17 protein-coding genes are annotated in these 21242 nt (G+C 41.1%); 13 read left to right on the plus strand and 4 right to left on the minus strand.

What is annotated here, in order from left to right:
* Positions 1 to 15 precede the first annotated feature (15 nt).
* The 13 genes from sov to G3567_RS10520 all read left to right on the plus strand — a co-directional run bounded on the left by sov (position 16) and on the right by G3567_RS10520 (position 16132).
* On the plus strand, positions 16 to 7191 hold the full coding sequence (gene sov / locus G3567_RS10460) for a T9SS outer membrane translocon Sov/SprA (RefSeq protein WP_164005361.1): 7176 nt from the start codon (positions 16 to 18) through the stop codon (positions 7189 to 7191).
* Positions 7192 to 7203: 12 nt separating this feature from the next.
* The gene (gcvH, locus tag G3567_RS10465; RefSeq protein ID WP_164005277.1) at positions 7204 to 7581 is read left to right on the plus strand and encodes a glycine cleavage system protein GcvH; all 378 of its coding nucleotides are present in this window, start codon (positions 7204 to 7206) and stop codon (positions 7579 to 7581) included.
* Positions 7550 to 7957 carry a VanZ family protein gene (locus tag G3567_RS10470; protein ID WP_205521217.1) on the plus strand — a complete coding sequence of 136 codons (408 nt, stop codon included), beginning with the start codon at positions 7550 to 7552 and terminating at the stop codon, positions 7955 to 7957. Before gcvH ends, G3567_RS10470 begins: the two co-directional genes overlap by 32 nt.
* Before the next feature lie 50 nt (positions 7958 to 8007).
* On the plus strand, positions 8008 to 8727 hold the full coding sequence (locus G3567_RS10475; protein ID WP_164005278.1) for an energy transducer TonB: 720 nt from the start codon (positions 8008 to 8010) through the stop codon (positions 8725 to 8727).
* A gap of 101 nt (positions 8728 to 8828) precedes the next feature.
* Entirely contained in the window at positions 8829 to 10898 is a 2070-nt protein-coding gene (locus tag G3567_RS10480; RefSeq protein WP_164005279.1) for a gliding motility protein RemB, read from the plus strand.
* A 79-nt stretch (positions 10899 to 10977) separates the two neighbouring features.
* A complete protein-coding gene (gene cyoE, locus G3567_RS10485; protein ID WP_164005280.1) occupies positions 10978 to 11880 on the plus strand; it encodes a heme o synthase in 903 nt (300 codons plus the stop codon).
* Complete coding sequence (locus tag G3567_RS10490) at positions 11871 to 12437, plus strand: cytochrome c oxidase subunit 3 (RefSeq protein WP_164005281.1); 567 nt, start codon at positions 11871 to 11873, stop codon at positions 12435 to 12437. Before cyoE ends, G3567_RS10490 begins: the two co-directional genes overlap by 10 nt.
* Positions 12438 to 12481: 44 nt before the next feature.
* The gene (locus G3567_RS10495; RefSeq protein WP_164005282.1) at positions 12482 to 13465 is read left to right on the plus strand and encodes a cytochrome c oxidase subunit 3; all 984 of its coding nucleotides are present in this window, start codon (positions 12482 to 12484) and stop codon (positions 13463 to 13465) included.
* Positions 13466 to 13493: 28 nt separating this feature from the next.
* On the plus strand, positions 13494 to 13859 hold the full coding sequence (locus G3567_RS10500; RefSeq protein ID WP_164005283.1) for a cytochrome C oxidase subunit IV family protein: 366 nt from the start codon (positions 13494 to 13496) through the stop codon (positions 13857 to 13859).
* Between the two features lie 75 nt (positions 13860 to 13934).
* Positions 13935 to 14573 (plus strand): hypothetical protein, encoded by a 639-nt coding sequence (locus tag G3567_RS10505; RefSeq protein ID WP_164005284.1) that lies wholly within the window; start codon positions 13935 to 13937, stop codon positions 14571 to 14573.
* A complete protein-coding gene (locus G3567_RS10510) occupies positions 14573 to 15247 on the plus strand; it encodes an SCO family protein (protein WP_164005285.1) in 675 nt (224 codons plus the stop codon). The genes G3567_RS10505 and G3567_RS10510 overlap by 1 nt, the downstream gene beginning before the upstream one ends.
* 90 nt (positions 15248 to 15337) lie before the next feature.
* Positions 15338 to 15877, plus strand: coding sequence for a DUF420 domain-containing protein (locus G3567_RS10515; protein WP_164005286.1), 540 nt, complete (start codon positions 15338 to 15340; stop codon positions 15875 to 15877).
* Positions 15878 to 15889: 12 nt separating this feature from the next.
* Complete coding sequence (locus tag G3567_RS10520) at positions 15890 to 16132, plus strand: hypothetical protein (protein WP_164005287.1); 243 nt, start codon at positions 15890 to 15892, stop codon at positions 16130 to 16132.
* Positions 16133 to 16254: 122 nt separating this feature from the next.
* Here G3567_RS10520 and G3567_RS10525 read toward each other — a convergent pair whose 3' ends face one another.
* The 4 genes from G3567_RS10525 to G3567_RS10540 are packed head-to-tail and all read right to left on the minus strand — an operon-like array spanning position 16255 to position 21234.
* Complete coding sequence (locus tag G3567_RS10525) at positions 16255 to 17172, minus strand: hypothetical protein (protein ID WP_164005288.1); 918 nt, start codon at positions 17170 to 17172, stop codon at positions 16255 to 16257.
* A 10-nt stretch (positions 17173 to 17182) separates the two neighbouring features.
* On the minus strand, positions 17183 to 18964 hold the full coding sequence (locus G3567_RS10530) for an Ig-like domain-containing protein (protein ID WP_164005289.1): 1782 nt from the start codon (positions 18962 to 18964) through the stop codon (positions 17183 to 17185).
* 32 nt (positions 18965 to 18996) lie between these two features.
* Positions 18997 to 20478 (minus strand): SLC13 family permease, encoded by a 1482-nt coding sequence (locus tag G3567_RS10535; RefSeq protein ID WP_164005290.1) that lies wholly within the window; start codon positions 20476 to 20478, stop codon positions 18997 to 18999.
* Positions 20479 to 21234, minus strand: coding sequence for a DUF4886 domain-containing protein (locus tag G3567_RS10540; RefSeq protein WP_164005291.1), 756 nt, complete (start codon positions 21232 to 21234; stop codon positions 20479 to 20481).
* Between the last annotated feature and the right edge of the window lie 8 nt (positions 21235 to 21242).

Raw genomic sequence — 21242 nt, forward strand, 5'->3', positions numbered from 1 at the left:
GTACTCCTTGTGATTATGGGGTTGTTTTCAGTAAAAACCCAGGCTCAAGAAGAACAGGACTCGATTCCTAAAGGACCTTCCTTTGGAAACATTTCTATGGGTAAGCCTTCCAGTATCGTTTCCAAATATGAGTATGACCTTGTGTTAGACCGCTATATTTATACGGAAAAGATTGGCTCGGTTGATATTAAATATCCCCTGGTGCTCACTCCGGAAGAATTTGAAGCTTTGGTACTGGAAGAACAAATGAAGGCTTATTTCAAGGAAAAGGCTGATGCAGCTCTTGGGAAAGGTGACGAGGAAAGTCAAAAGAACTTAATCCCGATTTTTTATGTGAATAATTCTTTCTTTCAATCCATTTTTGGTGGTGATGAAATAGAGGTAACCCCCAGGGGTTCGGTGGCTTTGGATATGGGTATTCTCTACTCTAAACAGGACAATCCTGCGCTCTCTCCAAGAAATCAAAGCAATCTCACTTTCGACTTTAATCAGCAGATAAGTCTGAGTATGCAGGCTTCTGTGGGAACCCGGCTTAACGTCAATGCGCAATATGACACGCAGTCTACGTTTGATTTTCAAAATCAGATCAAGTTGGAATACACCCCTACTGAAGACGACATCGTGCAGAATATTGAGGTAGGTAACGTTCAAATGACCACCAACAGTTCACTTATTCAGGGCTCACAAAGTTTGTTTGGGGTTAAAACCGAGCTTAAGTTTGGAAAAACAACCATAACGGGCGTCTTTTCTGAATTGAATTCAGAACGCCAGAGTGTAAATATACAGGGCGGGGCCAGGGTAAGAGAATTCGATAAATTTGTTTTAGACTACGATGTCAACCGACATTTTTTCTTGTCGCATTACTTTAGAGATCAGTACGATGCGGCTTTAGAGAATTATCCGTTTATAAACAGCAAAATACAAATTACCCGAATCCAGGTTTGGGTGACCAACCGGACCAATAACTCTCAAACGACTTCCAGTGCCAGGAATATCGTGGCTATACAGGATCTTGGTGAGAGTTCTCCGGAGAATCTGGGTCTTCTGAAGGATAATGCAGGAAATCCTATTGCATCGCCGGTTCCGAATTTTATTTTGAACCCGAACGAAAGACCCAATAACCCCAACAACTTGTTCAATCCCAGGGGGATTGGAATAAGTGGTCAGTCGACATTAACCAGCCAAATACGAGATTTTGCCACCGTTCAGGAAGGTTTTGGCGCTGCACAGCCCTACGTTTCTGAAGGTCGCGATTATGCGATTTTAGAAAATGCCAGAGAATTGCAGCCTAATGAATATTACCTGGACACCCAACTGGGATACATTTCCTTGCAGCAACGATTGAATAACGATGAAGTGCTTGGGGTTGCTTTTGAATACACAACCACAGATGGAAGGGTTTTTCAGGTGGGTGAATTTGGTAATGGAGGTCCGTCTGCAACCGAAACCCAGGACAATAGTCAGGTGGAAGGCGAGCAAATAGCAATCAACAAGAATTTAGTGGTAAAACTTCTCAAGAGCCCGATCACCTTCGTAGAAGAACCGGTCTGGGATTTGATGATGAAAAACTTCTACGATCTGGGGGCCATGGATCTTGAACAGGATGGATTTAGCCTTAATATCTTATATGCGGATCCGCAGCCGGTTAATTTTATTGATCAGGCTCCGGAGAGTAATACTCCGCTTCCCGAGGATGTTAGTGAAACGAATCTTCTGCAGGTCCTGGATCTGGATAGATTGAATTTTAATAATGACCCTGTAGAGGGAGGGGATGGTTTTTTTGATTTTGTTCCCGGCATCACGGTAGATCCGCAAAATGGAGTTTTGAAATTTACCAAGATCGAACCCTTTGGGGAATACCTCTTCAATAAATTAGACCTGACCCCGGCTTCGGGTTCAGAAAACTACGATAATCCACAAACCTATAACGGGAATCAATCCAAATACGTTTTCAGGAGTCTGTATACAACGACCAAAATTCAGGCGCAACAGGAAGGGGCGGAAAAAAATAAGTTCCGATTATCGGGGCGTTATAAGTCAGCCAATGTGGGTGGAATTCCTATCGGGGCTTTTAATGTACCCAGAGGGTCTGTTAAGGTAACGGCAGGAGGAAGAGTTCTGCAGGAAGGAATAGACTATACGGTAGATTATGAGTTGGGGAGAGTCAATATCCTGGATGAAGCCTTGTTGGCTTCAGATATACCGATTGAGGTTTCTACTGAGAACAATGCCGTGTTTGGAAGGCAGACCAAGCGTTTTACAGGCGTTGATGTTCAGCACAGATTTAGTGAAGACCTATTGTTTGGCGGAACCTTTTTGAATTTGAACGAGAGGCCTATCACTCAAAAAGCCGATTTTGGAACCGAACCTGTAAACAACAGTATTTTTGGTGTGAATTTCAATTACAACACCAAGGTTCCTTTTTTTACGCGGCTCGTCAATAAGCTTCCGAATATGGATACGGATGTGGAATCCAACTTTTCTTTGAGGGGAGAATTTGCCTATTTGTTGCCCAACTCACCTTCAGCAAATAATTTTGACGGAGAAGCCACGACCTATGTAGATGATTTTGAAGGATCCCAGACTTCCATTTCAGTCATTGATCCTACAGCCTGGAAATTGGCGAGTTCCCCTGTGGGTTACCGGGGGCCAAAAGATACCAATGGGAATTTTGATGCCAATAACGACCTGAGTGTAAATGACTTTAGAGCAAAACTGAACTGGTACACCATAGACCCTATTTTTTATAGCACACAACGGCCTTCAGACGTTACCGATGAGGATCTTTCTCAATACTATTCCAGGCGTATTACCATCAATGAGATATTCCCCAACATAGATATCGTCCCGGGACAAATTCAGACCCTGTTTCCTTTAGACCTGGTTTACAGGCCCGGAGAAAGGGGCATGTATAATTTCAATCCTACCGCAGCCAGCGATGGAAGGCTTCCCAATCCGGAGCAGAATTTCGGAGGAATAATGAGAGGCTTACAGACCACAGATTTTGAAAAATCCAATGTGGAATATGTTGAATTTTGGATCATGGACCCTTTCATATATCCCGAAAATGCCGGAAACAACGGAGGAAAAATGGTGCTGAATTTTGGAAGCATCACTGAGGATGTTTTAAAGGATGGCAGAAAACAGTTCGAAAACGGATTACCGGAAGATGGGGGGAATTCTAATGCGATTTCAACCAATTTTGCTAAAGTGCCGAGCAATCAATCCCTGGTTTACGCTTTCGACACAGAGGGACAGGAACGTATAAATCAGGATGTGGGTTTCGATGGACTAATCAATGCAGATGAAAAAGAAAAGTTTCCTTCCTATGCCAATTTTGAAGACCCTTCCAATGATGATTATCAATATTATTTAGACAGAGATGGGGATATCCTCAATCGCTATAGAAAATTCAATGGCGCTGAAGGGAATAACCCCGTCATTGTGACTGAAAACAGCAGGGGAAATTCTGTTTTTCCGGATGTTGAGGATGTGAATCTGGATAACACCATGAATACCATCGACAGTTACTTTGAGTATGAGGTTCCTGTTTTTCCGAATATGAGTGTGGAGAACAATACGAGTTCAGTAGCAGGAATAGATACAGATTACATTACGGATGTCCAGGAAGTTGTAGCTACGCTTCAAAATGGAGAACAGCTTGAAGCGAGATGGATCCAATTTAGGGTTCCGCTTAGAACAAGTGAGGAATTTGCTATTGGCGGAATAAGCGATTTGCGGTCTGTTCGGTTCATGAGAATGTTTTTGACAGGTTTTCAAGAAGAAACCATTTTAAGATTTGGAACTCTGGAGCTGGTAAGAGGAGATTACTTCGATTACGAACTGCCGATTTTACCGGGGGGGTCTAATCCAAGAATCGGGAATACACAGTTTTTCTCTGAAGCGGTAAGTGAAGAAAATACCTCCAATTACGTGACGCCCCCCGGCGTGTTGAGAGAAGAACTGGTGAGCAATAATGTGGCGATTAGAGAAGACGAAAAATCGCTTGCTCTTCGAGTTAAGGGCCTCGAACCTGAAGACTCCAGAGGTGTTTTTAAAAATTACCAGATCGACATGCGCCAATATGAGAATTTAGAGATGTTTCTTCATGCGCAGGCCCTGGCACCTCCCAATACTCAACTTCAGGACGGGGAACTGACAGCCTTTATAAGGATGGGAATCGATTTCACCAACAACTATTATCAAATTGAAATTCCCTTGAAAGTCTCAGATGCTCAGGACTATTCCCCGCGAGGAGTCTGGCCTCTGGAAAATGATTTGAATATACCCCTTGATCTTCTTCAGCAGATTAAATCCCGAGTCCTGGGCGATGATAACCTAAGCAATCTTGAGCTCAATTACTTCGATAAATCCATGAACCTTGTGGACGGCAGTTTCAATGAGGACGTTAAAGTGGGAATCCTGGGAAATCCGAGTTTTGGAAATGTAAGGGTGATCATGCTGGGGCTTAAGAACTCGAGCAATCAAAACGTTTCTGGTGAAGTCTGGTTTAATGAACTCAGGCTTTCCGGTCTCAAAAATGAAGGCGGCTGGGCGGCTGTGCTCAATCTGGATACCAACTTTGCCGATTTTGCAAATATATCGGCAAGCGGACGAAGATCTACCATAGGTTTTGGAGCTATAGATCAGGGTCCAAACCAGAGGAGCAGGGAGGACATCCAGCAATACGATGTGGTCACAGGTTTAAATCTAGGTCAAATTTTACCGGAACAGTGGGGGGTAAAAATCCCTGTGAGTTACAGCAGGGGAGAAGAACTGATAACCCCGCAATTCGATCCTGTGTACGGCGATCTGGAATTGGAAACACTTTTGGATAATGCCACTGATGAAGAAGACAGGACAGCTTTTCAAGAGCAAGCAGAAACCTACACCTTGAGGCAGGGTGTAAGTGTAATTGGCCTGCGTAAAGACAGAACCAATACAGAAAAGACCCCCATGCCTTATGATATCGAAAACTTCACCTTATCCGGCAGCTACAACGAAACCAATTACAGAGATTTCCAGATCAGACAGTCTCTGGATCAAAATGTGGACGCTGCCCTGACCTATGCCTATAATTTGCAGCCTTTTGAGGTAAAACCCTTTGAGAATATAGGCCTGTTCAAAAGTCCCTATTTTGCTATTTTCAAAGACTTTAATGTGAATTTACTGCCCAATAGTATAACGGCAGGATCAAATATAAATCGACAGTACAACGAAATGAGGTATAGGGAATTCAACCTTCCTCCCGGAAGTATAGGGACTCCCAAATTATTTCAGAGAAATTACTTTTTTGACTGGCAGTATGCCATAGATTATAGTTTGACCAAGGCTTTAAACTTTAACTTCAATGCATCGACAAACCGAATCGTAAGAAATTACATAGACGAAAATAACGTTCAGGATAACAGCATTGGGATTTTTGACGATTTCTTCGATGTAGGAATTCCAAACAGGCATTACCAGCAGCTCCAAGTTAATTATACCCTGCCGTTTAATAAAATTCCATTTTTGAAATTTATCCAGACGCAGTATTCCTATACAGGAGATTTTCTTTGGACCAAAGGCTCTGAGATTTTAAAAGATCTGGAAGGAATTCCCGATTTAGGAAATTCAGTTCAAAACTCAGCCAGCCATCGTATCAATGCAAACCTGGGCATGTCCAATTTATATTCCTATTTGGGACTCACCAAAAAGGCAGTTCAAAATTCAGCCACTATTAAAAGGAATACCAGCAGAAGAAGAGGTGGAGGAGTACAGCAGACACAAGGGGAAAACCAAGCCAGCTCAGGAGAAGCTGCAACCGAACTCAGCACTGGAGACAAAGCCTGGAACACTCTCATCGGGCTTGTTACGGTACTGGACAGAGTTCAGGTCAATTATTCGGACACCAAAGGTATCTTTTTGCCAGGCTACACCAATACGATAGGCTTTGGTGGAACTTTAAAACCAAGCGTCGGATTCACGTTTGGAAGTCAAAATGATGTGAGACGAGAAGCAGCCAGAAGAGGCTGGCTTACCCTGTACCAGGATTTCAATGAGCAATATACCAGGACCGATAACCAGCAACTCGATATCCAGGCCGCATTAGACCTTTTGCCAGGTCTTACTGTGGATTTGAATGCCAACAGACTGTATTCGGAAACCTATACCGAAAACTTTAAAGTTGACCCTGAGTCTATGGCCTATAGTTCTATCATTCCAAATACATACGGGAACTTCAATATTTCTACGAATATGATGCGTACTTCTTTCAGTACGAGCACCAGCGATTTTTCTAAAAATTTCGAACAGTTTAAGGAAAACCGACGTGTTATAGCAGGCAGACTTGCAGAACAGGCAGGGGTTGATTTGAATAATCCGAATAATATAGATGAAGATGGCTTCCCTGTTGGGTTTGGCAGGACCAGCCAGGCGGTATTACTTCCTTCTTTTTTGTCTGCATATACCGGAACCAGCGCGGAAAGCGAAAATTTGGGAGCATTTAGAAATGTTCCTATTCCTGGCTGGAACATGCAGTATACGGGTCTGATGAGGCTGTCGTGGTTCAAGGAAAATTTCAATCGTTTCTCTGTGCAGCATGGCTACAGGTCAACCTATACCATCAATCGCTTTCAGTCCAATTTAGAGTATAACAGGAGGGATCCTTATGGAGATTTCAACAGAGATCCGGATGGAAACTTCAGACCGGAACAGTTTGTATCGAATGTGAATCTCATTGAAGAATATAGTCCACTGGTAAAACTGGACTTCGAAATGAAAAATTCAGTGAGTGTGGTTGCTGAAATACGAAAAGACAGAGCTTTATCCCTGAGTTTCAACAATAATCTGTTAACCGAAATGCAGGGGGATGAGTATGTTGTAGGTTTGGGTTACAGAATAAAAGACCTTACCATAGTCACTCAGTTTGAAGGCAATCGACGCGTCCTGAGCAGCGATTTAAATATAAAAGCGGACATTTCCCTGAGGAGAAATAAAACTTTAATAAGAAGTCTGGATGTACTGAGCAACCGTGTAACCTCGGGTCAGGACATCTGGTCTATAAATTTTGTAGCCGATTATGCATTTACTAAAAATTTAACCGCGTTATTTTTCTACGATCACGTATTTTCGCAAAACGCAATTTCAACGATATTCCCTCAAACCACGATTAGATCAGGAATAACCTTGAGATATAACTTTGGAAACTAAAAACAACTTATAATGAATGTACCAGACAATTTAAAGTACACAAAAGACCACGAGTGGGTTAAAATCGATGGCGACACAGCAACGATAGGTATTACCGATTTTGCCCAAGGCGAACTTGGGGATATCGTCTATGTGGAAGTCGAAACTATTGGTGAAACCATGGATAAGGACGAAGTTTTTGGAACTGTAGAGGCCGTTAAAACAGTCTCTGATTTGTTTTTACCACTGACGGGCGAAGTCCTCGAATTTAACGAAGAACTCGAAGATGAACCGGAAATGGTAAACGAAGAGCCTTACGGGAAAGGATGGATGATCAAAATGAAAATCGCAAATCAAGACGAAGTTGACGAGTTGATGGATGCAAAAGCTTACAAGGCTCATATTGAATAGCAAAATGCTGTTGCCAGTTGCTATGTTTTGTACCCTGATGATAGGATATTTATCATTGGCAGACATAAGTAGTTTGCCAAATCTCAACGTTAAAAACGAAGATAAGTTCTATCATGTTTTAGCTTATTTTCTGTTGAACACGATTTGGTTGATCGCCTTGAAACCTTTTACAATGAAAGGTTTTAAGTCAAATCTCCTGATTTCCTTGGGAATTCTTACATTTGGCATTGTTATTGAAATATTTCAAGAGCTTTTAACCGAGATTAGAGTCTTTGATTATTATGATATTTTAGCCAATGGCATTGGAATAATTTTAAGTTTTCTGTGTTTTCAATTTTTCCTAAAAAGAATTTTTGAAAATATAAATTCAAAGTGAAAGTAAATTTCATTTTTTTTATACTTTAGTAACCTATTTAAAATAAGAATATGGAACCAAAAAAGAATCCTAAAAAAGATCTTTCGAAAAGGAGTCTTCTGTTTTTTCAAATTGGTCTTGTAGTTGTTCTTGCAATTACACTGACTATGATCGAATGGAAAACTTACGATAGAGATGCTATTGATACTGGTATTGTAGATCTTAACATGCTTGATGAAGAAGATGTACCTATCACTGAAATACAAAAAACGCCACCACCACCGCCACCACCGCCACCACCAGCTCCTGAAGTAATTGAGGTCGTTGAAGATGACTCAGAAGTGGAGGAAGTGATTATAGAATCTACGGAAACCGACCAAAACGAAATCGTTGAGGTAGAGGAAGTGGAAGAAGTGGAGGAAGAAATAGGAGATGTCCCTTTCGCTGTTATTGAAAGTGTGCCTATTTTCCCAGGTTGTGAAGGTCTGGATAATAACGATCAGCGCAAGAATTGTATGAGTAAGAAAATTAGTGAATTTGTAAATGATAATTTTGATACGGGTCTTGCTGCGGATTTAGGTTTAAGTGGTATAAACCGAGTCTATGTTCAATTTAAAATTAACAAATCAGGTAATATTGTAGATGTTATGGCAAGAGCGCCTCACCCAAGACTTCAGTCTGAAGGGGAACGCGTAATAAAGAAACTCCCAAAAATGAAGCCTGGTCAACAGCGTGGACAGAATGTAGGTGTTCTTTACTCTTTACCAATAACCTTTCAGGTACAAGATTAAATTCGTTTACAGAATATATCCAAATCCCGAATATTACATTCGGGATTTTTTTTATTGCTATTTTTAAATCACTTTTGTACTGGTTTTCAATTCTCCTTACTATGAAATTTTCTCCTTTTGTTTTGGCTTTATTTGGGTTTATGGCTTCGGCTCAAAACTTTGTTTCCAAAACAGAAAACTACCCTACTTTTCCCGCCTGTGAAACTGTGCTCAAGTCGGAAAAAGAAGCTTGTTTTAAAGAGCAGCTGAAGTCCTTTATATTTTCGAATTACAAGGAACCTGCCGTCATTGCTTCTGAAAAGTATTCAGGTTTGGCTACCGTTATTTTTGAAGTAGATACCGAAGGGGAATTTCAGGTGCTGTATGTGAATTCAGATTATAAGGTTTTAAATGAAGAGCTTGAAAGCGTCTTTAAGGCCTTACCGAAAATCTCGCCAGCAACTTATAATGGAGCACCAACCTATGTTCAGTTTAGGATGCCTCTTCAAATACCACTTACAGCCTCCTCATTTCAAGAAGAGGTTCTTCAAAAGGATAAGCCTTTAGAAGCTTATCAAAATGAATATGAGGATATCAACACCAAAAAATTCACCTATCCTCAATACAGTAGCGGACTTAATATTCCTCTGTCTCACGAACTTTACAACAGGTTCACCACCAATATGGATAAAATTGGCACCAATGCCCACACGGCTTCCAAGCCTTTTTTATACACAGACATACAGCCGTATTACGATATGCAGGCGCAAAATCAAGATCTGTTTTATGAGAAGGAATCCTGGTTTGGGCGAAAGTTTTTTAATGAAAACACGGTCCAGATTCAGGGCGAAGAGTACTGGTTTACCTTCGATATCGCTGCAGATTTGCAGTTAGGTAGAGATTTCGGTGAGTCGTTTACCACCTACAACAACACCAGGGCCGGAATCGTTCAAGGGGGCTTAGGTAAGAAGTTGAATTTTTACTCCGTGATTTATGAAAGTCAGGGAAAATTTGCCGGCTATTTCAATGACCTGGCTATCGATCGTGGCAGGATGAATACCGAACAGGTGAGTATCCCTGGTCGGGGAATAGGAGAGCCCTTTAAAGACGGGTTCGATTATCCGGTGGTCGAAGGCTATCTTTCCTATGACGTTGCAGATTATCTGAATGTTCAGTTTGGTCGGGGGAATAATTTTATCGGGGATGGTTATCGCTCCTTGTTTTTGAGTGATACCCCAAGCCCTCATGCCTATTTTAAACTTAAAACAAATTTTTGGAAATTTGAATACACAAATATTTGGTCCTCGCTAAGAAATCCAAACATGACGACCGAAGGCGGCGCTTTTTCGACCAAATATATGGCGACACACTATCTGAGTTACAATGTCAACAGGCGCTTAAACATAGGTTTATTTGAGTCTGTTTTGATTGAAAGCGAACCCAACCGTGGTTTTGACTGGAATTTGTTAAACCCCATATTATTTTACAATATGGTGGAATACAGTACAGGATCTCGATCCGGAACCTCATTGATAGGGCTAAGCTATAAATACAAATGGACGGACCGCATCAATACTTACGGACAGCTTATCATCGATGAATTTTCTTTGGAGGAAGTACGCGCTGGAAATAAAAGCTGGGTCAATAAATTTGGATTCCAAATGGGCGCAAAGTATGCAGATGCCTTCAATGTCGACAATTTATTCTTTCAGCTGGAATACAACCAGGTAAGACCCTACACCTATGCTCATAACACTCTGAGTGTGCATTATACGAATGACAATCAGCCTCTGGCTCATCTCTGGGGAGCGAATTTCAGGGAGTTTTTGTTTATCACCAGGTATAAAAAAGACAGATTCTATGGCCACGCCAAGTTGATTTTTGGAGAGCGGGGTTTTGAAGTCAATGCAGAAAGTGATCCTTTTTATGGCACAGATTTGCTGGGAGATGAGCGATTGAGAATCGCCGATGAAGGTATAAACATAGGTCAGGGAAACAGAGCGAATTCTTATTATGGCGAATTTGAAGCGGGGTTTATTGTGAATCCGACAACCAATCTTAAAGCTTACATCAGTCTTATACATCGCGAACTTGATGTTTCTCAAAATACAGCGCTCAATTCTGACCGAACGACCACCTGGTTAAATCTTGGCTTCAGAACAGATATCTTCAATTGGTATTATGATTATTAAGTCAATTCTTAGTAAACATTAACGAACGTCTGCTTCCTAAAAAAAACTTTTTAACCGTATCTTCGCAAAAATTTGAGTATTGTCCGATTCCTTAGCATACACGCACTTATTTTCCTGGATACAAGACTTTAAAGAACTTACAAAATTTAGGCTGGCACTAAGTGTTGTATTTTCTTCCATAGCCGGGTATTTACTGGGTGTAGACGAATTTCATTTTGGGAATTTAGCCCTGTTGGCCCTTGGTGGCTATGCCATGGTTGGGGCTTCCAATGCGTTCAATCAGATTATAGAAAAAGACCTGGACGCCAAGATGAAAAGAACCCAAAACCGGCCTATCCCTTCCGGGAGAATGACGGTGAATACCGCCTTTACCATCGCCTCTCTGCTTACTCTAACGGGATTATCCCTGCTTTTTGTAATCAATCCGATTACAGCCATGTTTGGGGCGATTTCCATTTTTCTTTATGTCAGTGTTTATACGCCTCTCAAAACGATGACCCCGCTTTCGGTTTTTGTGGGCGCGTTTCCTGGCGCTATTCCGTTCATGCTGGGATGGGTGGCAGCCACCGGTTCTTTTGGAATAGAAGCAGGGACCTTATTTATGATTCAGTTTTTCTGGCAGTTCCCGCATTTCTGGGCCCTCGGCTGGTGGCTTTATGAGGACTACAAAACGGGCGGTTTTTTTATGTTACCAACCGGGAAGAGAGATAAGGGAACTGCTGTTCAAATCATACTGTATACCATCTGGACGATTCTTGTTTCCGTAGTTCCTGTTCTGGGCATAACAGGGGATTTAAAACTTTCTATGGTCTCTGCAAGTCTGGTTTTCATTCTCGGATTGGTGATGCTGTACTATGCGATTAAGCTTTTTAGGAACAGGGAGACCAAAGACGCAAGACAGCTGATGCTGGCGAGTGTGTCCTACATTACTTTTATACAACTCATTTACGTTTTAGATAAATATATACGATTATGGCTTTAGACGAGAAACACAAACAAGCAAGGATGATGATGATGTGGTTCGGCATCATCAGTATGGGGATGATGTTTGCCGGTCTTACAAGTGCTTACGTGGTAAGTAAAAACCGTCCGGACTGGCTTACAGACTATCAGCTACCCGAAGTTTTTATATGGAGTACCCTGGTGATTTTTATAAGCAGCATCACTTTTCATTTGGCTAAAAAATATACTGCGGAAGGCGATTACAGCAAGTCTACGGCGATGATTGTCGCTACATTCATCCTGGGCGTTTCCTTTGTTGTTATGCAATTCATCGGTTTTAATGAAATCGTGGAAGCCGGCTATTATTTTACCGGAAGTGCCAGTAGCATTACCATGTCTTTTATTTATGTACTGGTCATGGCCCATGTGGTTCACGTTCTTGCCGGGCTTATCGTGTTGTGTGTTGTAATTTATAATCATTTTAAAAAGAAATATTCAAAAGGGAATATGTTGGGAATGCGGTTGGGTGTTGCTTTCTGGCACTTCGTAGACGGGCTCTGGCTTTACCTCTTTTTGTTTTTATATTTCTTTAGATAATGATAAAATTGTCTATTTTTGTTCAATATTAATATTTGATTTTTATGGAAGCTACTACCGTTGCGAAAACAGGTACCGAAGGAAAAATTTGGGGAGGAGGAGAACAACCTCTAAAAGCAAGTTATGGAAAGTTGATGATGTGGTTTTTTATCAGTTCTGATGCACTTACATTCTCAGGTTTTTTGGCAGCTTATGGCTTTACCCGGTTTAAATATATCAATCAATGGCCTATAGCCGATGAGGTGTTCAATCACTTTCCCTTTTTACATGGTGTAGACGCACCGATGTATTATGTGGCTTTGATGACCTTCATTTTGATTCTTTCTTCCGTAACCATGGTTCTTGCTGTGGACGCCGGTCACCAGATGAATAAGAATAAAGTCATAAATTACATGGCCTTAACCATTTTGGGAGGTATTATCTTCCTAAGCGCGCAGGCCTGGGAATGGAAAAACTTTATCCAAGGTGAATATGGAGCTGTTCAAACTAAAAGCGGGAGTATCATTCAGTTTGTAGACGCAGATGGAGATCGGGTAGCTCTGGATGAATTTGCTTCGGCGGCACCGGTAACCAGAACAAAACACATAGATAATAAAGGCGTATGGTTTAGAGGTGAAGACGGGTATAACCCTTTATCCATTGAAGATGTTAAGGCCGGCTTTGCTGCAAATCCCAATCTGCGTGTAAGGACCATGGAAATTGTTTCCCCTGGTGAAAAAGAAATACTAAACCGGGAAAACTCCTTAACAAAACTGAATACTTCAGGTGTAAATGTTGTTGAAGGGGCTAATCTGACCGCTAATGAATATGGTGCTCCATTGTTTGGCGACTTTTTCTTTTTTATTACTGGCTTTCACGGATTTCACGTCTTATCTGGAGTCATCATTCTTATCATAATATTTTTTAACGTACTGGTAGGAACTTACGAGAAAAGAGGGAGTTATGAAATGGTAGAAAAAGTAGGGCTTTACTGGCACTTTGTCGATTTGGTCTGGGTCTTTGTATTTACCTTTTTCTATCTTGTATAATTTATTAAACTACTGAATTTATAATCTAATGGCACACGATACAACTCACGGAGAACACTCAGGATCAAAAAAAAGAATCTGGCAAGTCTTTATCATCTTGTCGGTATTAACTATAGTGGAGGTTGTTTTAGGTATTTTCAAACCGGACTTCCTGGTTTATAATGACTTGGTTTCTTTAACCCTGCTCAACTGGATTTTTATTATTCTTACCATTGTTAAAGCCTACTATATTGTTTGGGCTTTCATGCACATGGAACATGAAACGGCAAGCTTAAGACGGGTAGTTGTCTGGACTGCTGTTTTTCTTATCAGTTACCTGATAGCTATCTTATTGATTGAGGGCGATTATATTCATGATATTTATGAGAACAGCTACATGACCTGGGATTTCTAAAAAAGAAAGGTTAAATATATTTCAAAAGGCGGTTTCATAGAACCGCCTTTTTTAATTTTGCAAAATATTTACATTATGAAAAAGTACATTGTTCTTACCGTCTTATTTGTACTCCCGCTGGTGGCCTATTTGTTTTTTTCTAGTGGAATCAATTCTTTTGGAAAACTCCCTGTTCTTAACGAAGACCTGTCGGTTTTGAAGACCTTTGAAACCGAAGAGATCAGCTTTGACAATAAAATTACAATTCTTACTTTTTTTGGAAATGATTTCAATATCAAGAAAGTTCACGCGTTCAACATGAAGGAAAAAATTTATGACCGCTATCACGAATTTGATGACTTTCAGGTGGTCACGGTAACGGGATTAGATTCTGAAGAAAATATTGCAATCTTCAAAAGTGAAATCAATAGCACGTCCGATGCTTCCGATTGGTTATTTCTGAAACTCGAAGATGAAAAAATTCAGGACTTATTCGACAGCCTGGATTCGGATCTGAAACTGGATGATAAATCGTCTTCTAATTATGCCTTTATCATCGATAAAAAAATGAATTTAAGAGGGCGAAGCGATGATGAGGATGAAGGAACCAAATACGCTTATGATCTCAGTAACATCAAAGAGGTAAGCGACAAGATGAACGATGATGTAAAAATCATCCTGGCTGAATACAGATTCGCTCTCAAAAAAAATAATGCACAAAGGCAGAAAAATTGATGAAAAAGTATTCTTACGTAGGCATATCGCTTGTGATTTTAGTGTTCGGAATTTGGGTGGTGAGCGAAATCTTATCCCGAAATTCTGAAGAAAGCCTGGTTTATATTGAAATTGACGGTGAACGTAAAAAAGTTCCTGAATTTGAGTTTATAAATCAAAACAGGGATACGATCTCCAGTGAAGATTATTTAGGCAAAGCCTATGTTGTGGAATTCTTTTTCGCCACCTGCCCAACGATTTGCCCTGTGATGAATGAAAACTTACTTGAAGTACAGGATGCATTTTATGGTAATATGGAATTTGGAATAGCTTCCATAACTATAAACCCGGAACAGGATACTCCGGAGGTTTTAAAGGATTATGCCGAAGAACTGGGTGTAAAGCATCCCCACTGGAATTTCTTAACCGGGGATAAAGATGAGATTTATACTCTGGCTAACCAGGGCTTCAATATATATGCTCAGGAAGCTGAAAATGCTGAAGGGGGGTTTGAACATTCAGGATTTTTTGCCTTAATAGACCAGGAAGGCTATCTCCGAAGCAGAACAGATGAGGCCGGGAACCCGATCATTTTTTACCAGGGCTCGGTGCCAAGAGATAATAATTCAGGGGAAGGCCATGAAACCCAGCAAATAGATATGTTGATAGAAGATATTGAAATCCTTTTAAAATGAAAGCAAAGCGTTTAAAACAATCCGATAACACCTGTTGAAAGGATTGTTTTAATCCATAAAGATCACCCTAAAGAAAATAAAAGCCAGCACATGAAAGCTACCTTATCAAAATCAGACCGAACAATAGTGCCGATAATCATTGGCTTATCTATCGTTGTTCCTGTGGTTGTCGTTGTTCTAATGAATCTCCCGACACGATACGATTTGTTAGGTTTGGAAGTGGGCTCCTTTCCCTTCTTCCATGCGTTGATCAATGGTATGACAGCCATACTCTTGTTTTTAGGATATGCCTTTATCAGGAACGGGAAAAAGATCGCTCACAGGAACCTCATGATTACTGCATTTGGGCTGTCGGCCCTCTTTCTGGTCAGTTATGTTATCTCCAAGATAAGCAACGAACCGGTGCCCTATGGCGGAGAGGGGATGCTGAGATACGTTTACTTTTTTATCCTGATTACGCATATCGCTCTTTCTGCTATTATCATTCCTCTTGTTTTATTTACCATGTATAGAGGATTAACGGGAGAATATAGCAAACACAAAAAGATTGCCAGATGGACGTTTCCTATCTGGATGTATGTCGCCATTACAGGTGTATTGGTATATCTGTTTATGCTGCCTTATTATTAACTTTGAAAGCCGATGAAGATGAAAAAAATAATATTCACACTACTACTGATGCTCCTTATAGTTTGGGATTCTACTTCGCAATGTTCTATGTGCAGGGCCGTTTTGGAATCTGAACAGGATACGGGGCAGGCAGAGGCTATCAATGACGGGATCGTTTATCTTATGGCCTTTCCCTACATCTTGGTTTTTGGGGTCTTATATTTCGTATACAGATCTTTTAAGAAGAAAAAGTCCGGGGCTGAAGTGGAAGAATAAAACCTTTCGACTGAAAAGACTCAAACTAAAAAATACGGTAAAGAACAACTTTTAAAGTTCTTCTTTACCGCATTTACAGATTTGGCTACCTCAAATCGCTTTTAGATCATTTTCAACTAAATTTAATACAAAAGATCAGACGCCTGGGGGATGCTTCCCTCAAGATCATGACCATTTCCCTGTGTTTCTATAAGTGACCAGTTAAAATTAACCGATAATTCTTCTGTCAGTATTTTGGACCTGTTAAACATATGGTAGGCACGGTCGTAGCGATTGTCCCCCTGCAGATCCACAACAGAATTTCGCCTCAGAGCAGGCGCATTAGGATCGTTGTCTAATGTTCCTATTTGGAGCGTGAAGTCTGTTGAGAAATAAGAGGAGGGGGAGATTGCTTCAATCGGGCTTTTATCAATGCCATAAGGAAAAGATATTGATGGATCGGGTACGGTGTACCAGCCGGCAGCTGAAGCTACAACTCTGTCAAATCTTGCCTCCGGTTTGAATAGCATAAATCTGTGGGCAAATTGTGCTCCTGCAGAAAATCCAAAGACATCGTAGGTTGAAGACGTATTTCCTCTCAAGGTTTTCACTTTATCAAACAGAGGTTCAATAATGGAAAAGGTCCAGTCAGATTCAGGATTAAGGCTTTCTGAACTCGGATTGTCTCCATCCTGAAAAACATTCCCTAAGTTGTATGCATCCCCTCCCGGGAAATTTTGATCAGAAAATTCTGGCGCTATCACCATAAAACCCTTGGCATTGGACTCTGCTATCCAGGCGTTTCGAATTCCCATTGCATTTCTGCCACCTCCGTGGAATACAAACAAGATCGGCATGTTTTCCAGATCGCCGTCAGGTATGTGATAATAAACAATCATATTCAGACTAGCATCACTTCTGCTCACATCGAATACAAAGGCCCCCGTATCGGTTACCTCTTCTCCAGTATCTGGAGTGTTATCGATGTTAGGGTCGTCTTCTTCTCCGCAACCGGATAATAAGCTCGCTAAAATGATCGCAAAAAACAAAGGATATCTCATACTTAAATTTTTAATTACACAGTGGGTAAGGACAGCTCGAATTTAGAGTAGTTGTGGATCCTACGGCACAGTCCAGTATGCCTGCAGTCCAGGTTTCGCCAGATTTGTAGGCCCATGTCCCGGAATATTCCCAGCCCTCGCCAGTTCCATCAACATTAGGATCGCCATAGGTTTCAATGACCACTTCATTTTTAAATAATTCTATGGCGTCATCGCCATTTTGGCTAACAGAGTTATTCGACTCTATCACATGCTCAAATTCGTTTATACAGCTATCAAAATAGGCAGTAAGCGTTGCAGGTTCTCTGGCTAATAAGATATCATCTCCTTCTTCTACTGAAATGGCGGGAAAAGAAAATTCCAAACCGTCTGTTCCGCCTCCGTTATTTGCAATACCAACGCCGTAAATACTCAGGTCTGGTATATCTTTAATGGCTTTTACATGAATGGCTTTTCCGCCATTGGTTCCACTACCGTCCCAAAGAAGTGCCATGACCCCTTTTAGTTCTAAAGCTTCTTTGCAAATAGGATAGGTGCAACTAGAGTCTTGAGTGGTAGAACTGCCAACGCTGCAATCTACACCACCATAGGTCCATTCTCTGCCAATTTTATAAGCCCATGACCCCTTGTATTCCCAAACTTCGCCTGTTCCATCAACATCGGCATCTCCATAGGTTTCAATTTTCGTAATACCACTAAAAAGCTCAATGGCATCATCACCATTTTGACTGATAGAATTGTTGGCCTGAAGAATATGCTCAAACTCAGTATTGCAATTGCCAAAATAGGTTGAAATTAAGTCCGGACTTCTTGCTACGAGAATATCATCTCCAGCAGATACTGAAATGGCAGGAAAGGTATATTCGATGCCATCGGTTCCTTCTCCATTATTGGCAACCCCTAAACTGTATAGGCTTAAATCTGCTATATCTTCGTTGGCAACCACATGCACTGCTTTTCCATCATTGGTTCCGGACCCATCCCAGGTAAGTGCCATGACGCCTTTTAAAGCTAAAGGCGCCAGTTCCTGCAAAATGCTAATCGTGACTTCTTGCGTGGTACCTTCGTTGGCATTTTCAACAGAATCTATGCTCACAACAATAGTTTCATTGTCATCGTTTTCGGCGTCAAGGTTGGTGGTTATTTCTGTAGTTCCTGTGAGGTTTCCTGCAGGGATAACAATACTTTGAGAGCTTACGGTATAATCTGCATCGAGCGTAGAAGATCCACCGAAAGCTAAATTAATAGTTACGTCAGTTGCTGTGGTTTTATCTAGCGAAGCTGTGATAACGGCAGTCTCAGAATCCTCTTTTAATTCAATCACATCGGTGCTCAGTGCAACCACCGGAAGGGTAAAGGCTTCTGTCTTGAAACTCAAAGAAACCGGGTCTTTAATAGCTTCTCCATTTACGCCATAGGTTCCGGAGGGCAGTTCTACACTATAGGTAGTTAAATACTCCAGACCCTGATTTCCCGAGATGGTCACTGTGGAATTCACTTTGGTAAATTCAAGAGCATAATCAACAGGATTTCCATCCTCAGAAGAAATAGAAAGGGCTGAGGCTAATTTTTCTGTATCCAGAGAGTGAGAAAAAACCAGTTCAATAGATAGATCTGTCTTTACATTTTCTACACCATTTTCAAATTTGGTGTTATTGATGTTACTGGCGAGTACCCGGAGGACTCCGTCATCTAATGCATTCACTTCATCATCGTCCTGACAGCTGTTAAGAAGCAGCAAGGCAAAGGATAAGATTAGGCTTGCGGATAATAATTTTTTTACTTTTTCCATGATTTAAGTTTTATAGAATTGTTGACTTGCTATTAAGGTTGTTCGATTTTAAATTTCTGTGTGATTACATAGGGATCAAAATCCCAGATAAAAGGCAATAAGAAATATACCATAGCGGTGAGTATGAATATAGAGATCACATTCATCCAAATCCCTGTTTTAACCATATCTGGAATCCTCAGGTAGCCCGATCCAAAAACAACAGCATTTGGAGGAGTGGCTACGGGGAGCATAAAGGCACAGGAAGCAGCAACTGTAGTGGCCACCAGAAGCATATACGGATTCAAATTGAGATTTAAAGCTATTGGTGCCAATATGGGTAAAAGCATAGCCGTAGTCGCCAGGTTGGATGTAAGCTCAGTTATAAAATTGACGCTAAATATTATCACGAATATCAGCAGTAGCAATGGTAAAGCCTGTAATAAGGTCATCTGTGTTCCAAACCAGACGGCCAGTCCGGTAACTTCAAATCCTGAGGCCAGGGCCATCCCGCCACCGAAGAGCAATATGATGCCCCAGGGCATTTTGACAGCTTCATCCCACTCGATGATCTGCTCTCCTTTTTTTTCAGCAGGAATAGTAAACAGTAATATTCCTGCAGATATTGCAATCATGGTATCGTCGATACCCGGAAGAAAGGCTTCCAGTAAAAAGGAACGGGTAATCCAGCAGAAAGCAGTCAGCACAAATACGGAAAGAACAATTTTCTCCTCTTTTTTAATGGGTCCCAGGTTTTTCAAGAGTGCATCAATTTCCATTTTGCCCCCTGGAAATTTCTTTTCTTTAAATTTGAAGGCGACTCGGGTCAGATAAAGCCAAGAAATCGTCAACAGAAGCAATGAAATGGGAATTCCAAACTGGAACCATTGCCAAAAACTGATTTCGATGTTATAGATTTCAGACATATAGCTTGCGAATACCAAGTTGGGCGGAGTTCCTATAAGAGTAGCAATTCCGCCAATAGAAGCGCTGTAAGCAACGGCCAGCATTAAGGCTTTTCCAAAAACTAGGCCTTCTTCTTTAGGTGTAGCCGGATTATCTTTTAATTGAGCGACAATGGACATGCCTATAGGTAGCATCATCACAGACGTAGCCGTATTGGAAATCCACATAGAGAGAAACGCAGTGGCTACCATGAATCCAAGGATAATCATGGTGATATTGGTTCCGATGAGTTTGATGATGTGTAAAGCTATCCGCTTATGTAAACCCCATTTTTCAATAGCTATAGCCAGTATAAAACCACCGATGTAGAGGAATATATATTTATGTCCGTAGGAGGCTGTGGTTGTCACAATGTCCAGGGCTCCTGTGAGGGGAAAAAGTACAATAGGTAAAAGGGCAGTTACTGCAATAGGCACTGCTTCGGTTACCCACCAGAGGGCTATCCATAAGGTAGCACTCAGAATCGCATAAGCACTTTCAGACATCCCGGCAGGGGGATTTAGACTTTGCATCAAAAGAAAAACAGCAGGTCCGAGAATTAGTGAAAAATATTTTCTTTTTGAATTCATTTATCTGCTGGCTTTTAATGTTTCCATAGGAAATTCTTCTACAAGTTGTCTTAAAAAATCACCGGTTTCGGGTACTATAAAAATCAAATACAGTTTTTGACCGTCTTCATTCAGAGTGGTAAGCCTGTTGGGTATAGCCTTTACCGATTTTCCTGTCAGGAATTTATAAAACACAAGTGCTTCCAGATAGGAGCCGTTGGGTGACAGGTGTTTGTCATCAAAAAACAAATCTAAATCCGGTCGCTTCTCCCGTGCTAAAGCTAAAACAGAGCCCATCGGGACTAGTTTTACATCCAGGTCTTTGGCCAAACCCCGATAACTTTCTGTGATTTTAGCCTGCATCAGGGGGTTAGACTTATAAGCCCAGGAGCTGAAAAGCACAGGCTGAGCGCCTTGCGTCCTGACCAGACTTACAAATTTTTGATTGTACGCTTCCCAGCGCTTTTTGGCTTCGATGGTACTCAGGCTATGATCCTGTAAAATCACGTAGTCCCATTTTTTTGTGTCCAGACGATTTCTTGTTGTTGTTCCTTTTTCTGAGTTCCAATGCTGTTCCAGATTGCTTCCGCCAACGGTAGATTGATCCGTATGCAGAGGAACGTTTTGATGCCTGGCCATGGCTTCCACCATTTGCGGCATATTCCAAAAGTAAGTAAAGCTATTGCCAACAAACAGGACTTCAGTGCCCCCGTCTTGCTGTGCATATCCTAGAATTGGAAGTAAAAAGGCTAATAAACAAATTTTTATTTTTCGCATTGAATTCA

The sequence above is a fragment of the Psychroflexus aurantiacus genome, from assembly GCF_010820555.1.
GTDB classification, from domain to species: Bacteria; Bacteroidota; Bacteroidia; order Flavobacteriales; family Flavobacteriaceae; genus Psychroflexus; species Psychroflexus aurantiacus.